The sequence below is a fragment of the Stenotrophomonas sp. TWI1149 genome, from assembly GCF_039673155.1.
Classification (GTDB): Bacteria; Pseudomonadota; Gammaproteobacteria; order Xanthomonadales; family Xanthomonadaceae; genus Stenotrophomonas; species Stenotrophomonas maltophilia_AA.
This window is the reverse complement of record NZ_JBDJLB010000004.1, coordinates 70317-83812: the sequence shown is the minus strand read 5'-3', so window position 1 is coordinate 83812 and position 13496 is coordinate 70317. Positions and strand designations below refer to the sequence as shown.

The 13496-nt window shown below is 68.3% G+C and carries 12 protein-coding genes; 2 read left to right on the top strand and 10 right to left on the bottom strand.

Annotated elements, in window-relative coordinates:
• Positions 1-104: 104 nt before the first annotated feature.
• Complete coding sequence (locus ABE424_RS05860; RefSeq protein WP_346492465.1) at positions 105-1856, bottom strand: EAL domain-containing protein; 1752 nt, start codon at positions 1854-1856, stop codon at positions 105-107.
• Positions 1857-1860: 4 nt separating this feature from the next.
• On the bottom strand, positions 1861-3966 hold the full coding sequence (locus tag ABE424_RS05855; RefSeq protein ID WP_346492466.1) for a PAS domain S-box protein: 2106 nt from the start codon (positions 3964-3966) through the stop codon (positions 1861-1863).
• A 149-nt stretch (positions 3967-4115) separates the two neighbouring features.
• On the opposite strand from ABE424_RS05855, the gene ABE424_RS05850 reads away from it, so the two are divergent.
• Entirely contained in the window at positions 4116-6899 is a 2784-nt protein-coding gene (locus ABE424_RS05850; protein WP_346492467.1) for an EAL domain-containing protein, read from the top strand.
• Positions 6900-6986: 87 nt separating this feature from the next.
• Here the strand turns inward: ABE424_RS05850 and ABE424_RS05845 are convergent, their stop codons facing one another.
• From ABE424_RS05845 to ABE424_RS05815, 7 genes are all read right to left on the bottom strand, one after another.
• Positions 6987-8159, bottom strand: coding sequence for a crosslink repair DNA glycosylase YcaQ family protein (locus ABE424_RS05845; RefSeq protein ID WP_346492468.1), 1173 nt, complete (start codon positions 8157-8159; stop codon positions 6987-6989).
• A gap of 46 nt (positions 8160-8205) precedes the next feature.
• A complete protein-coding gene (locus ABE424_RS05840; RefSeq protein WP_346492469.1) occupies positions 8206-8511 on the bottom strand; it encodes a hypothetical protein in 306 nt (101 codons plus the stop codon).
• A gap of 98 nt (positions 8512-8609) precedes the next feature.
• Positions 8610-9800 (bottom strand): methyl-accepting chemotaxis protein, encoded by a 1191-nt coding sequence (locus ABE424_RS05835; protein WP_346492470.1) that lies wholly within the window; start codon positions 9798-9800, stop codon positions 8610-8612.
• 133 nt (positions 9801-9933) lie between these two features.
• Entirely contained in the window at positions 9934-10548 is a 615-nt protein-coding gene (gene hflD, locus ABE424_RS05830) for a high frequency lysogenization protein HflD (protein ID WP_179458968.1), read from the bottom strand.
• The gene (gene mnmA / locus ABE424_RS05825; protein ID WP_179458967.1) at positions 10545-11684 is read right to left on the bottom strand and encodes a tRNA 2-thiouridine(34) synthase MnmA; all 1140 of its coding nucleotides are present in this window, start codon (positions 11682-11684) and stop codon (positions 10545-10547) included. The genes hflD and mnmA overlap by 4 nt, the downstream gene beginning before the upstream one ends.
• Positions 11681-12142, bottom strand: coding sequence for an NUDIX hydrolase (locus tag ABE424_RS05820; RefSeq protein ID WP_346492471.1), 462 nt, complete (start codon positions 12140-12142; stop codon positions 11681-11683). Before ABE424_RS05820 ends, mnmA begins: the two co-directional genes overlap by 4 nt.
• 1 nt (position 12143) lies before the next feature.
• Complete coding sequence (locus ABE424_RS05815) at positions 12144-12608, bottom strand: hypothetical protein (protein ID WP_176988997.1); 465 nt, start codon at positions 12606-12608, stop codon at positions 12144-12146.
• Between the two features lie 95 nt (positions 12609-12703).
• Between ABE424_RS05815 and clpS the strand changes: the two genes are divergently transcribed.
• Positions 12704-13036, top strand: a complete 333-nt coding sequence (gene clpS / locus ABE424_RS05810) for an ATP-dependent Clp protease adapter ClpS (RefSeq protein ID WP_176988996.1) — start codon at positions 12704-12706, stop codon at positions 13034-13036.
• Here clpS and ABE424_RS05805 read toward each other — a convergent pair.
• Positions 12972-13370, bottom strand: coding sequence for an aminoglycoside phosphotransferase family protein (locus tag ABE424_RS05805; RefSeq protein ID WP_346501859.1), 399 nt, complete (start codon positions 13368-13370; stop codon positions 12972-12974). The two genes, clpS and ABE424_RS05805, sit on opposite strands and share 65 nt — an antisense overlap.
• Between the last annotated feature and the right edge of the window lie 126 nt (positions 13371-13496).

Genomic DNA, 13496 nt, shown 5'->3' with positions numbered 1-13496 from the left:
GCAGCGATCGGACACGGGTAGTGCCGGCCGCTGGCCGGCTCCTCGCAGACATCAGCTATCCCTTGGAGCCGGCCAGCGGCCGGCACTACCGGGCCGCGCGCCTGTCAGTCGGCGGCCGGCGCGGCTGCCACCGGGGCGGTGTTCGCACGCCGCTGTTCTTCGTGCGTGCGGAACGCCTGGTGGATGTGCTTGCGCAGTTCGTCGTCGTTCCACGGCTTGGTCAGGAAGCGATAGATCGCGCCGCGGTTGATCGCGTCGGTCACCGTGTTGAGGTCGGTGTAGCCGGACAGCACCAGCCGGATCGTATCCGGATAAAGCATCTTCACCCGGCCCAGGAACTCGGTGCCGCTCATGTCGCTCATGCGCTGGTCGGACAGGATCACCTGCACGTCGTTGATCGCCAGCAGGTCGAACGCATCGCGCACGTTGCCCGCGGCCAGGATCCGGTAGCCATCGCGACGGAACAGGCGCACCAGTGAGCGCAGCACGTTCTCTTCGTCGTCCAGCAGCAGCAGCGTCCGGTCCGGGCGCGTCTCGGCGAAGGCCTCCGGGCGCAGGTAGCGCCGGCGCAGGGTCATGCCGGCCGCATCGGCCGACATCGGTTCGCCGAACAGATAGCCCTGGAACACATCGCAGTCGTTGCGGCGCAGGAAGCCGAGCTGCGCCTGGGATTCCACGCCGTTGGCGATCACCGTCATGCCCAGCTGGTGGCCCATGGCGATGATCGCGCGCGCGATCGCGGCCTCGCGGTTGCCGGCCGGTGCGCTCTTGATGAAGCTGCGGTCGATCTTGAGCTTGTCCACCGGATAGCGGACCAGCGCGCTGAGGCTGGAGTCGCCGGTACCGAAGTTGTCCAGGCTCAGGCTGATGCCTTCATTGCGCAGGTTGACCAGGGTTTCGTGGACGAAGTTGACGTTGTTGGTCAGCGCGCTTTCATTGATCTCCAGCGTCAGCATCTGCGCCGGGACGCCGGCGGCCTGCATCAGCGACATCACCTCGGCGAAGAAGTTGGGCCGCAGCAGCTGCAGGGTGGAGACGTTGACCGCGATGGTGAAGTCATCGAAGCCCTGGTCGCGCCACAGCCTGGCCTGCTTGAGCGCGCCTTCCAGCACCCAGGTGCCGATCTGCACGATGATGCCCAGGCGTTCGGCGGTGCGCATGAAGCGCTCCGGCACCAGCATGCCCAAGGTCGGGGACTGCCAGCGCAGCAGCGCCTCCATGCCGACCACATGGCCATCGCGGGCGCTGACCAGCGGCTGGTAGCGCAGCTTGAGCTCGCCATTGGGGATCGCGTCGACAATCTGGCGCGCGATGATGCTCTCGCTGTGCGCGCTGGAGGGCGTGTCCACCGCATGGATGCGCACCGCATTGCCGCCTTCGCGGGCCGCCTGGTACAGCGCGTCCTCGGCATGGTCGAGCAGGCGCGACACCCCGGTGGCATGCTCCGGGCACAGGCTCACGCCCAGCTTGCCGGTCATGAACAGCGTGTACGGCAGCACCGAGAGCGGCAGCTCCAGCTGCTGGCGGATCTCCTCGGCCAGGTCCTCCGGCAGCGGCATGTCGGCCGTGCGCGGCACCGCCAGCAGGAACTCGTCGCTGCCATGCCGCCACAGCTTGCCGCGGCCGCGCAGGTGGTGCTGCAGCCGCTGGGCGACCAGCACCAGTGCCTGGTCACCGACCTCGGCGCTCATGTTCTCGTTGACCGAGGCGAAGTGGTCGATATCCACGTGCATCAGCATCAGCGGCGTGCCGCCCGAGGCGGCCTCGGTCACCATCGCCTGCAGTTCGGGATTGCCGGCGCCCAGGCGGGGCGGGGCATCTTCGATGCTGACCAGGGGCAGAGAAGGGTTCCACATGAGCTCAGTGTTCCAGTGCGTCGTGAGCCGTCGCGCCGGTGGCGCGGTACGGCAGGTAAAGGTCGATCAGGGTACCGGCACCATGCGCCGATTCGATGCGCAGCGTGCCACCCACGCTCTGCGCGCGCTCGCGCATCACGATCAGGCCCAGCCCGCGCGGGCCGTCCGGGTCGAAGCCCTCGCCGTCGTCGCGCACCTGCAGGTGCAGGCCGTGGTCGTCGACATCGCGCAGGTGCAGGTTGACCTGGCTGGCGCGTGCGTGGCGCAGTACGTTGGTGAGGCTTTCCTGGGCGATGCGGAAGCAGGCCTGTTCGATGTCGCCGGCCGGCCGCCGCGGGAGCGACTGGATATCCGGCAGCAGCTCGATCGCCGCCGAGCGGAACAGCACGCCGGCCTGCCAGCGCAGGGCCGCTTCCAGCCCCAGCGCGTCCAGCTGCGGTGGGCGCAGCAGGGTGGAGATGTCGCGCAGCTTGCCGACGGTCGCGTCGGCCAACTGGATGATCTGGGCCAGGTCCTCGTCGCGGCGGGCGGCATCCTGCTCGTCCTGCGCGGCATACGCGGACAGTTTCATCGCGGTGATCGCCTGGCCGATGTCGTCGTGCAGATCACGGGAGATGGCCCGGCGCTCGTCTTCCTGCAGCGAGAACAACCGCCCGGCCATGGCCTGCAGCTCGCGGTTGCTGGTTTCCAGCGCCTCGCGGATGCGCTCGGGCTCGCTGAGGTCGCGCACGATCAGCAGCTTGCAGTCGCGCCCGCCGTAGCGTACGTCGCCGACTGCCAGCCCAGCCTGGAAGGCGTGGCCGTTGAAGCGCCGCATGCCGATCACCTCGCCAGCACCCGCGCTCTGCGGCGGCAACTGCGCGAACAGCTGGGCGCGCACGCGGGGCAGGTCATCGGCGGTGACCAGCGCGGCCAGGGGCTCGCCCAGCAGTGTGTTGTGGCCGTAGCCGAACTGGGTGGCCGCGCACGCGTTGGCATACAGCACGTGTTCTTCGGACAGGATCACCACGCCGTCGGGCAGCACCCGTACCAGCTCGCGGAACTGTTCTTCGCGCTCGCGCAGCAGGCGCCGCGACTGCTCGCGCTCGGTGACGTCCTGCAGCGTGCCCAGCACGCGCGGGCGCCCGGCATCATCCTGGCCGCTCTCGGCGCGCAGGTGCACCATCAGGGCGCGCCCGTCCATCGCCAGCAGCGGCAGCAGCACATCGATCTGCACCGGCTCGCCGGAGCCCATCTCCTGCAGCAACTGTTCGCTGAGCGCCGCCGTGGCCGGATCGGCCGGGACCAGCAGCTCGTCGAAGCGGTGCCAGCGCCGGGCTTCGGGTGGGCGCCGGCCGAGCAGGCGATAGACCTGGTTGGCGTAGCGGCCCAGGCCCGTGGCCGGGTCGATCTCCCAGGCACCGATGCGCGCCATTTCGTGCGCTTCCTCGACCCGGGCCAGGGCCTGGTCGCGGCGCAGCAGGGCCTGGTCTTCGCGGGTGCGGTCGATCGCGATCAACAGGCGCGCGCGGCGGCCGCCGTAATCGATGAAGTTGCTGCGCATCTCCATGCGCCGTGTGCTGCCATCGCTCAGGCGCAGATCGGCGGTGATCACGCACAGCTGCTCGGGATGGGCGCGGATATGCTCCAGCTTGGCCGCGAGCATGGCCTCGTGGCCGGGCGGCCACAACGCGGTGATCGGCATCGCGGTGAAGGCCTCGCGGCTGAAACCGAAGAACCCTGCGGCAGCCGGATTGACGTCCAGGATCGCCAGCGATTCCAGGTCATAGACCAGGATCGGGCCGGGGTTGCCCTCGAACATCTGCCGGTGGCGCGTTTCCGAATGCTCCAGCCGCGCGTGGGTATGCAGCACGTGCTGGGCCAGCGGGCGCAGCAGCAGATAGATCAGTGCCGCGCTGGCCACCACGAAGAACGTGCCCTTGAGGGTCTGCCACTGCGCGGCCGTCTGCAGGTCACCGGCCAGCACCTTGACCGCCGCGTCGCTGCACAGGATCCAGACCAGGGCCAGGACCAGGTAGGCCACGACCACGCGCCAGCGGTCGCGGCGCAGATCGCGGGCGAGAGGGGGTTCGGCAGCGCGTTCGGAAGGGCCTGGCAAAGGGGTGGACATGGGCAGGGCGGGGCCAATCGGACAAGGCAAGCGTCATCTTACCTGCCCCGGGTGAGGATGCAGGGCGCGAGGGAACTCAATAATCCGCAGCGCCCGCCGTTAACGATTGCGTTCCCCGGTTGTCGGGTGCGTTATCGGAGTTACAGGGCGTGGACCAAGGGATTATCGCGAGTCTGCTGCAGCACCCATTGGCCTCGGCGCTGGTGATCCTCGACCGTGCAGGTCGTCCGATCGCCGCCAACCCGGCCGCGCGCGAGCATGGCCTGCCGGCCACGATCGCTGCATACGGCGAGGTACTGGAAGACCTGCGCCTGCTCGCCGCCGACGGCGGCCTGGTGCCCTGCCAGCTTCCCGGCGGGCCCGGCGGCCGGTTCGATGGCTGGATGCGCGCCGTGCACGATCCGGATGGGCACCTGCTGGCCTTCACCCTGAGCGTGCCCGAGCCGGTCGCCGCCTACGCGGGCAGCCGCTGGGAACTGGCGCTGGACCATGCCGGGCATGGCCTGTGGGACTGGGACCTGCCCAGCGACAGCGTGCGCCGCTCACGACGCTGGGACGGCCAGCCCGTGGAAGACTCGCATGTGCGCGCCGAGGTCGTCAGTGCCCTGCTGGAGAACGTCCACCCGGATGATCAGCCGGCGCTGCGCGTGGCAATGGACGCGCACCTGCGCGGCGAGAGCGACGCCTATACCGCCCAGTTCCGCGCGCGCCACCCGGACGGCGGGTGGCGCTGGGTGCTGGACCGCGGCCGGGTGGTGACCCGCACCGCCGACGGGCAACCGCTGCGCATGGTCGGCACCCATACCGACATCCAGGCCCAGAAGCAGATGGAAGCCCAGCTGCGCGAGCAGCAGGTGCACCTGCGCGAAGCCCAGCGCATCGCCAGCATGGGCAGCTGGTCCTGGGATCCGGAGGCACGCCGGTTCTGGTGGTCGCCCGAGTTCCGGGCGCTGCTGGAGATGGGCGAGGATTCGATGCACGGCCGACGGCACTGGTTGCGGCAGCTGGAGCCGCAATCGCGTGGCCGGCTGCGCGGTGCCTGGCGCCGGATGTGGCGCGATGGCGCGGCGACCACGCTGGAGCTTGAGCTGGTCCGTGGCACCGGCGCGCTGCACCTGCGCGTGTGGATGCAGCCGCTGATCGGCCCGGACGGACGCATCCAGCGCCTGCTGGGCCAGGTCCAGAACATCACCGAACAACACCAGACCGATGCGCTGATCCGCTGGCGCACCGAGCTGCTCAACCGGGTCTCCGCGCTGGGCCGCATCGGCGGCTGCGAGATCGAGGTCGGCACCCGCCACATGCAGTGGACCGAGGAGTGCTACCGCATCCATGGGCTGCGCAAGGAGCCGATCAGCCTGGACCAGGCGCTGGGCCTGTACACCCAGGACTCGCGCGACGCCTTCGAGGCGGCCCTGCTGCGCATCGCCGACGGCGGGCTGCCCGAACAGCTGGACCTGTGCTTCTACCGCCAGTCCGGCTTGCGCATCTGGGTCCAGGTGCTGATCGAACTGGACAGGCGCGATGGCCTGCCGACGCGCTTCGTCGTGCTGTTCCGTGACATCACCCGCGAGCGCGAGGCCAACGAGCGCATCGAACTGCTGGCCCACTACGATCTGCTCACCGGCCTGCCCAACCGCATGCTGCTGCGTGAGCAGACCGCCGACGCCATCGAAGAAGCCCGCGACCGCGGCAGCCCGCTGGCGATGCTATTCATCGATCTGGACGGCTTCAAGACGATCAACGACACCTTCGGCCACGCCACCGGCGATGCGCTGCTCAAGGCGGCCGCCTCGCGGCTGCACCAGAGCCTGCGCAACAACGATCTGTTCGGCCGCTTCAGTGGCGACGAGTTCATCGTCGTGCTGCGTGACCTCGCGGCGCCGGAAGATGCAGGCCACGTGGCACGCAAGCTGATCGCCTCGCTGGCCGAGCCGCTGCACCGCGGGGAAAGCACGCTGAAGGTCGGTGCCAGCGTCGGCATCGCGATGCTCGATGACAGCCGCCAGGATTTCGAATCACTGCTGCGGGCCGCCGATGCGGCGATGTACGCGGCCAAGGAAGCCGGACGCAATACCTACCAGTATTACAGCCAGGACGCGCTGGCCAAGATCCAGCGCAAGCTGGAGATCGAGCACGCGCTGCTGGGCGCGATCGAACGCGAAGAGTTCACCCTGGCCTACCAGCCGCTGCTGCACGCCGAGAACGACCAGCCCCCGGCGATCGAGGCGCTGCTGCGCTGGCATCGTCCCGGCATCGGCTACTGCAGCCCGGCCGAGTTCATTCCGATCGCCGAGAAGTGCGGCGAGATCGTGCGGATCGGCGACTGGGTGCTGGCCGAAGCCTGCCGCCAGGCCGCCGCGTGGGACGCCGCCGGCCTGAAGTTCGACCGCGTGGCGGTCAATGTCTCGGCCGTGCAGCTGCGCGACCGCGGCTTCGCCGAGCGCGTGATCGATATCTGCCACGCCCACGGCTGGCCACCGCAGCGCCTCGAGCTGGAGCTGACCGAATCCGCCCTGATCCGCGACACCGATGTGCTGCGGCATTGCTTCGATGTCCTCGAGCGCCACGGCGTGCCGCTGGCGGTGGACGACTTCGGCACCGGCTTCTCGAACCTGCACTACCTCAACCGCTTCCCGGTCGGTCGCCTGAAGATCGACCGCAGCTTCGTCCAGGGCATGCTGCACGACGCCGGCACCGCCGAAGTCACCCAGGCAATCGTGCACTTGGGCCACGCGCTCGGCATGAAAGTCGTCGCCGAAGGCGTGGAGACCGAGCAGGAAGAGGCGATGCTTCGTCGCCAGGGCTGCGACGAGATCCAGGGCTACCTGTACTCGCGTCCGCTGGCGCCGCGCGATCTGGCGCAGTGGTTGAAGCTCGGTACCCAGACGCCCTCGCGCGAGAGCTATGTGGCGGTGACGCAAAGCGTGTGAGGATGGCCCGCGTCGCCTCCTGACGGGCCATGCGCCTGGCATGGCACTGCCGGCCAGGCGGAGGCGGAGGCGGCGCCAAGGGTGTCGCTAGCCCCGTTGCAGCGCCCTCGGCCGACCTGCGCGCTTGCTCAGGGCAGCGTCATCGAGCGTGGTACATCCATTGAACCCGGCGAAGCGCTGGAGCTCACTGGCGAGATGCGGCAGGACCTCATTCCGATCCGCGGCCCCTTCCCAGTGTGCGCTGATCACCTCGAACCGCGCTTCTCCGCGGTGGGCCTTGCAGTCGACCCGCGCCACCAGCCTGTCTCCGAACAGCACGGGCAGGCAGAAGTAGCCGAACGCGCGTTTAGGGGCGGCGGTGTAGCACTCGATCCGATAGTCGAAGCCGAACAGCGCACTGAGGCGATCACGGTGGATGACCAAGTTGTCGAAGGGCGAGAGAATCGTGACCGCCTTGCGGGAGGCAGGTGCGGATTCCAGCGCAGCACTGTCGACGTAGACGTCCAGACCCTTGAGATCTTTCAGCCGTTGGATGCTGCCTGCAGTGATCCGATCATGGACAACGTCGCGCATGGCGGCGCGGAGCGCCTTGCCGCTCCGGAGATGCAGCAGTTGGGTCGCGGTGAAGACGCCGTGTGCCCTGAGCGTGGTATCGAAAAGATGGGCGGCGTACTCGTGATCATCGGGGATGCTCAGGTCCAGATCATCCGGCAGGCAGCGCTCTGCAAGCTCGTAGCGCTTCTCGGCGCCGCGGCGCTCGCAGACCATCAGATCGCCGCGCATGAAGAGCGTTTCGACGGCACGACGGCCCGGACCGGTGCTCCACCAGCTGCCGCTGCCGGTGTCACCCGTCTCAAGGTCCCGCAGCCTGAGCGGACCCTCTGAGCGGATCCGCGCAAGGATCTCCTTCATAAGGCGTGGATCGCCGTTGCAGAAGTAGCGGCTTTCCCCCGTGCGTATCGAGGCCATTCGCGGCAGCGCGAAGCGATAGTCGCGCATCGGAAGGTAGGCAGCGGCGTGGAACCAGTACTCGAACAGCTTTTTCTCGCCGATGAGCTGGTTCAGGCATGCCGGGTCGTAGCCAGGGACCCGATTCCACAGTACGTGGTGATGCGCGCGCTCGATGACCGACAGGGTGTCGATCTGGACGTAGCCCAGATGCGAGACAGCTTGAAGCGCGCCATCGATCCCGGCACCGAAGCGAGAGGAGGACCCCAGTCCCTGGGCGTGCACTGCCAGTTGTCTCAGCCGAACTGTCATGCGCTCTCACCCGATGCAGGGCTGGAGGATATCGGGTTGTCGTGCCTCAGCGCGCAGCCGCGTCCAGATCATCACCGCTCAAACCCAGGTCCCACGCCAGGCCGGCGATGGCGGGATCGATGGCGGAGGGCAGGGCGGCAACAGCGTGCGAGGGATGCCTGGCCAGCTGCGCCAGTTCCTTCTGCGCAAGCTGCTCCAGTCGTTCAATGAGGGCGCGCCCCTGCAGCGGGGTGGCCGGCACCGCCAAGGCTGCAGGCAGGGCAACGGGAACAGCGCCGTCACTGCTCTGCACCGCCGGGTCCAGCTCGGCGGGGACAACGGATGCAACGGACAACACGGACGCATTCAACATCGGACGATCATCTGCAGCCAGGACGGGGAGTGCAAGCGCAACGGCCCCGGGGGTACCGGGGCCGCAGGGTGTGCCGCGTGCGGCACGTTACCGCTGGATCAGAACAGTTCGACCGCGCCGGCGGCCATGCTCTGCTGGGCGACCGCCTTGTGCGGCGGGCGCTCCCATTCGGTGCGCATGTCGCGCAGCCGGGCGCCGGTGCGCTGCAGGGCGGTCACGACCTCTTCGTCGAACACGCCGCCACTGCGGTGCAGCAGTTCCTGCAGGGCCACGGCCTCGCGGTTGATCGCGGTCAGGCGATCCAGGTGGGTATGCACGCCGCCCAGGGCCTGGGTCGCGATGTCTTCGAACTGGAGGGCGCGGACCGCTTCGGCGACGCTGCTGTCGATGGCGCGGCCGCAGTCGGAAATCTCGCGCATCCCATCGCCCAGCGAGGCGTTGATCTGGGCCACGTTGTCCAGCATCTGCGCGGCTTCGTGGCGCGCTTCGCGGGAACGGTCCATATCGCGCGAGGCCATGTGCGAAACCGTCTCGCGGACCTTGGCGATGGCGTCCTTGGAGCTGTGCGCCAGCTTGCGGATCTGCTCGTTGAAGGTGGTCGAGCGCTCGGACAGGTTGCGGACCTCGTCGGCAACCACCGCGAATCCACGACCGGCTTCACCGGCACGCGCTGCTTCGATGGCGGCGTTCAACGCCAGCAGGTTGGTCTGGTCGGCGATCGACTTGACGTCTTCCAGCAGCGCGAAGATGCCATCCAGGTGCTGCGCCATCTGGTCGATGTGCTGCACGGTGTTGCTGCTCTGGCCGCTGACCTGCTCCAGCGCTTCGACCAGCTGCTCCATGCGCTGGCTGGCATGCTGGGCGAAACGGGCCACGTCCACGCCGGCACCGCCGTCTTCACCGGCACGGTCGACGATGCGGGCCAATGCCTGGCTCTGCTGGCGCGACTTGCGGTTCATGGCATCGAAGCTGCTGCCCAGGCCGCTGACCGCGTGGCGGATCAGGTCGCGGGCACGTTCGACTTCGCCACGCGAGCCGTCGATTTCGTTGCCGACGAACGAGCGCAGCTCGGTCAGCAGCTGGTCCTGCTCGCGCAGGATGCGGGCCTGTTCAGGCGAACGCTGGGTCTGGGCGCGGGCCGACCACCAGGCAAAGCCGAGCCAGCTGAGCGTCATCGTGGTCAGGATCGCCCAACGCAGGGCGGCCGGCCACTCGAAGCCAATGGCAAAGGGAAGCAGAAGGGTCAGGACCAGGGGGGCGGCCAGGCGGATGAAGAGGCGTGAGTACATGGACGTTCTCGGGGAGGTGCACGGATGCTGTATCGGCCGTACCCCGGTTTGCTTTAGTCCTGCACCTCACATTCGATCAAAAACCGCGCGTTCCGGCCCCCATGTAGAGCCACCCCATGGGTGGCTGCACAGGTCAGCGCAGCTGGCGGGCGATCGCTTCCAGCATGGTCTTGCGGGAGAACAGGAAATCCCAGTACTGGCCGCCGGTCTGGCGCCAGAGCACCGCCGAACGGACCGCGGCGAGCAGCAGGGCACGGATCTCGGCGACCACGCCGGCCTGGCCCAGGTAGTGCGGGTTGCCCTGGACCATCACGCGCGGCTTGAGGTTGCTGATGGTGTCGGCGTACAGGCCGCCCAGCGCGGCGAGCACGTCGGGATGGGCGCTGTCGCCCAGCTCGCTGGCCTGCGCCTGGGCACGCTCGATGCCGGTGCTGACCTTGGCCACGAGCGCGTGCTCACGCACGAAGCGGCGCTCCAGCTGCAGGACCGAGAGCGCCAGCCGCGGCACGTGCTCGTCCTGGCCCTGGCTGCTCAGGTAGTTGTGCAGCAGGCGCAGGCCCGGGGCGACATTGCTGGCGCTGCCGTAGATCTCCTGCGGGCTGGCCGCGTCGATGCGGAATACACTGTCCACCGCAGTGCGGACCACGGCGGCTTCGGAGTGGCCGGTCTCGGCGATGCGGCGCACCTGCTGCAGGGCCTGAGCGATGCCGGCCAGAGCAAGAACGCGGTCGTCGACGGAAAAACTCATGCAGCAGATACCTCGAAAGGAGAAGGGGTGGCGCGCAGGCGCTGTTCCAGTGGCGCATCGGTGGCGGCGATGACAGCGCCGCCAAGGCAGACCTCATCGTCATACAACACCAGCGATTGACCAGGGGTGACGGCACGCTGCGGCCGGGCGAAGCGCACCTCCAGGGTGCCATCGTCGCGCACGGTGACCGTGCACGGTTCATCCGGCTGGCGGTAGCGGGTCTGGGCGGTACAGTCGAACCGGCGCGCGGGCGGAGCGCCGGCGATCCAGTGGGCGACTTCGGAATGCAGCCGGGTCGACTGCAGCCAGGGGCTCTCGCGATCCTGGTCGACATACAGCACGTTGCTGGCGACATCCTTGCCCACCACGTACCACGGCGCGGCCGGCCGGCCACGCACGCCGCCGATGTTCAGGCCCTCGCGCTGGCCGAGCGTGAAGTAGAACACGCCGGGATGTTCGGCGATCAGGGCGCCATCAGGATCGCGGATCTCACCCGTCTTTGCCGGCAGGTAACGGCCGAGGAACTCGCGGAAGTCGCGTTCGCCGATGAAGCAGATCCCGGTCGAGTCCTTTTTGGCATGGGTTGGCAACCGCGCGTCGCGGGCGATCCGGCGCAGGTCGTTCTTCTGCAGGTCGCCGATCGGGAACAGCGTGGCGGCCAGCTGTTCCTGGCCCAGCTGGTGCAGGAAGTAGCTCTGGTCCTTGCTGCGGTCGGCGCCGCGCAGCAGCGCCCAGCGCCCGCCGACCTGCGCGATGCGGGCGTAATGCCCGGTCGCGATGCGCTCGGCGCCGAGCTCACGCGCGGCGTCGAGGAAATGCTTGAATTTCACTTCGCGGTTGCACAGCACGTCCGGGTTGGGCGTGCGCCCGGCCGCGTACTCGGCCAGGAAGTGCTCGAACACGCCCTGCCAGTACTCGCCGGAGAAATCGCGGAAGTGGAACGGGATGCCGAGCAGGCCGCAGACCGCCACGGCGTCGCGACGGTCATCTTCGGCGCGGCAGTCGCCGCTGCCGTCGTCGGCCCAGTTCTGCATGAACAGGCCGGCCACCGGCTCGCCCTGCTGGACCAGCCGCCAGGCCGCGACCGAGGAGTCCACGCCGCCGGAGACCCCGACCATGATCCGTGGGGTGCTCATGCGACCTCCTTCACCAGCGACAGCGGATGGCGCTGGCCGGCGAGGTAGTCGGCGACCACCTGCCACACCAGCGGGCTGCGCAGGCGGGCCGGATCGGCCTTCAACTCGGCCGGAGTCAGCCAGAGCGCGCGCAGGATCCCGGTGTCGAGGGGACGCGCGGGATCGTGCGAGAGCACCTCGGCCGCGTAGGCAAAACGCAGGAACGGCGTGCCGTCCGGGGCGGTCCACTGGTAGGTGCCGATGAAGGCGCTCAGGCGCACCGTCCAGCCGGTTTCCTCCAGTGTTTCGCGGACCGCGGCAGCGGCCAGGCTTTCGTCCGGCTCCAGGTGCCCAGCAGGTTGGTTCAGCACCTGGCGACCGTCAATCGCCTCCTCGACCAGCAACAGACGCCCGTCACGGACCACCACGGTGGCCACGGTGACATGGGGCGTCCAGCGCGGTTCCTGCACGGCGCTCACCTCAGTACTCGTCCTGCTCGGTCAGCTCGAGCTCCATCGCATCGGCGGTGCGGACAGCGGCATCGATCGCGTCGCTGAGCGCCTCCGGCGTGGCGTTGGCGTCGACCTTGACCACGAACATCGCCAGCTGGTCCTGCTTCACCCAGGCGCCCATCTTGGCATCCTGGGAATCCTCGAGCAGGCGGTTGGCCACCGCGGCGGGGAACTGCTTGCCCGGCGCGTTGTAGGCCGGCGACCAGATCTCACGGATCGTGTGCTTGCCGAACTCCTCGACGGTGGAGCGCACGAAGGCCAGCTGGCTGCGGCCATCGTCCATGTCGAAGACCATCTTGTAGTCGCCGTCCTCGTCCACCTCGTAGGTGTAGTCGAGCGTGTCCAGTGCACGCCCGACAGCCTTGTCCGGCTCGGCCGCATGGGCGCCGGTGGCAGTCACGGCCAGCAGCAGTGCGGCAGCAATCCTTTTCATGAAATCCCTGTGAACGTCTGGTTGGAGAGTGCAGATTGTGAAGGGCCGCAGGGGGCGACGTCCAATCCGGCGGAGCGGGGCCCTATAATGGGGGGATGCCCCGCGAGACTTCCCACGAAACTCATCACGACCACGGCGTGCTGCTTGAGCCTGCACGTCCCGAGGTCGCGCCGCCGCCGCTGTACCAGGTGATGCTGTTGAACGACGACTACACCCCGATGGATTTCGTGGTGACCGTCCTGCAGCACTTCTTCTCCATGGACCTGGACAAGGCCACCCAGGTGATGCTCCACGTGCATACCCGCGGCCGCGGCGTGTGCGGGGTGTTCACCCGCGAGGTCGCCGAATCCAAGGTGGCCCAGGTCAACGAATTCTCGCGCATGAACCAGCATCCGCTGCTGTGCACGATGGAAAAGGCCAGCGGCTGAGGCCGAAAGCCCTTCGCGCGGGTCGGCCAGCAGCCGCTGCACCCGCGATCTGCACTGTTCCAGCAGCGGTCACAGCGCCGCCCGGCAGCCACAGCGCCCCAACGGGGCAGCACCTTGCTGAGCCCCCTGAAACCCGCGTACCCGCCCGCGTGGCGCCGTCGCCGTCCCACCAGTCCAGCAGCAGGTGGCCGTTGGGTTCTTCGGCATGCGTGCTCATCTTCAACATCGCCGGGGTGCCGTCGGGCAGGCGTACCGGCCAGAGCCGGCCCCGCGGGGTCTCGATGACATCGCCGTCACGGTGAAGCTGCCATTTCGTGGCCGGAAGTTCGTGCATGATGGAGGCTCGTCCAATACAGGGCGCGATCGGCGGAGTGCTAACGCCGTATGAACGCACTGATCCGCTAGGGTGATGGAAATCGTGATGGTTGGCCGCATATTGTTCCCAACAGCCGCCGGAGTT

Excerpts from the sequence above, each read along its gene's own strand:
- ABE424_RS05855 (WP_346492466.1), bottom strand. The coding sequence starts at position 3,966 with ATGTCCACCCCTTTGCCAGGCCCTTCCGAACGCGCTGCCGAACCCCCT.
- hflD (WP_179458968.1), bottom strand. The coding sequence starts at position 10,548 with ATGAGTTTTTCCGTCGACGACCGCGTTCTTGCTCTGGCCGGCATCGCT.
- ABE424_RS05805 (WP_346501859.1), bottom strand. The coding sequence starts at position 13,370 with ATGCACGAACTTCCGGCCACGAAATGGCAGCTTCACCGTGACGGCGAT.
- ABE424_RS05835 (WP_346492470.1), bottom strand. The coding sequence starts at position 9,800 with ATGTACTCACGCCTCTTCATCCGCCTGGCCGCCCCCCTGGTCCTGACC.
- ABE424_RS05860 (WP_346492465.1), bottom strand. The coding sequence starts at position 1,856 with ATGTGGAACCCTTCTCTGCCCCTGGTCAGCATCGAAGATGCCCCGCCC.
- ABE424_RS05845 (WP_346492468.1), bottom strand. The coding sequence starts at position 8,159 with ATGACAGTTCGGCTGAGACAACTGGCAGTGCACGCCCAGGGACTGGGG.
- mnmA (WP_179458967.1), bottom strand. The coding sequence starts at position 11,684 with ATGAGCACCCCACGGATCATGGTCGGGGTCTCCGGCGGCGTGGACTCC.
- clpS (WP_176988996.1), top strand. The coding sequence starts at position 12,704 with ATGCCCCGCGAGACTTCCCACGAAACTCATCACGACCACGGCGTGCTG.
- ABE424_RS05815 (WP_176988997.1), bottom strand. The coding sequence starts at position 12,608 with ATGAAAAGGATTGCTGCCGCACTGCTGCTGGCCGTGACTGCCACCGGC.
- ABE424_RS05840 (WP_346492469.1), bottom strand. The coding sequence starts at position 8,511 with ATGTTGAATGCGTCCGTGTTGTCCGTTGCATCCGTTGTCCCCGCCGAG.